Source organism: Rubneribacter badeniensis (assembly GCF_002899695.1).
GTDB classification, from domain to species: domain Bacteria; phylum Actinomycetota; class Coriobacteriia; order Coriobacteriales; family Eggerthellaceae; genus Rubneribacter; species Rubneribacter badeniensis.
In genome coordinates this window covers 1-840 of the sequence record NZ_PPEL01000168.1, presented here as the reverse complement: position 1 = coordinate 840, position 840 = coordinate 1, and the positions used below count along the sequence as shown (strand labels likewise).

The following is an 840-nucleotide window of genomic DNA, read 5'->3' as shown; positions in this document are numbered from 1 at the left end:
ACCCTGAGGCGTGCTCCTCCAGAATGCTTTTAAGCGTTTCGCTGTAGAACTCGGACTTGCCCGTCTTGGTGCCGAAGTCGTCCCAATGCTCTCGGTAGCCCTGCCTCTTGCTGTTCCATATGCCCTTCTCCACGAACTCGTCCCAACCGGATAGCTCGTCGCCGCCCTTCTTGTCTGCCGAAGGATCCCAAATCGTTTTCGTCAGCAGCTTCGTGGCGAAAAGCGACAGGTCCTCGCCGCTTTGCGGCTCCGCATCGGTCTCGGGGTCATGGAAGCATTCCCGGTAGTAATTGAGCACGTTCGGAAAACCCTTGTCGGCAAGCTTCTCGGCAATGAGCCACGCGATCTCGGTCTCGTCGGTCAGCGTGTCCCACAAGGGCTCGACAACCGGCTGCTCGAGCGCCGTGTAGGAGTGGAGGTCCTGCTTGTTCGTCACCGAGCCCCACCGCTCGAACATCTGATGGCGCGCCGGCAGCACGATGTCGGCGAACTGGGACATCTCGGCGGGGTTGAGCGTGATGTGCACGAAGAAGGGGATCTTCGCGAGCGCTTCTTCCCAGCGCTGCGCGCCGGTGCACGAGTACACCCAGTTGTTCCAATAGGAGATGGCCACCTTGATATCGTACGGCTCGCCTTCGTTCAGGCAGTCTGCGATGCGGTTCGTGACAACCTGATCGTGCAGCTTTCCCTTTGCAACTGCCGGAAAATCGAATGTGCCGCGCCGGTCGAAAAACGGCTGCTTGACACCCGCTTGGGCAACTTCATCCTGGTAAGGCTTGATGTCCGGGAGCTTGCCCGCCGGCACGGAGGGCGCGCGGTTCGGGCCGCCTACGTTCTCCA

Annotated in this window: 1 protein-coding gene; it reads right to left on the bottom strand. The window is 60.5% G+C overall.

Annotated features, from left to right (window positions below; all coding sequences use genetic code 11):
• A partial coding sequence (locus tag C2L80_RS13990) for a molybdopterin-binding domain-containing protein (RefSeq protein ID WP_204600621.1) occupies nt 1-840 on the bottom strand: 840 nt, incomplete at both ends.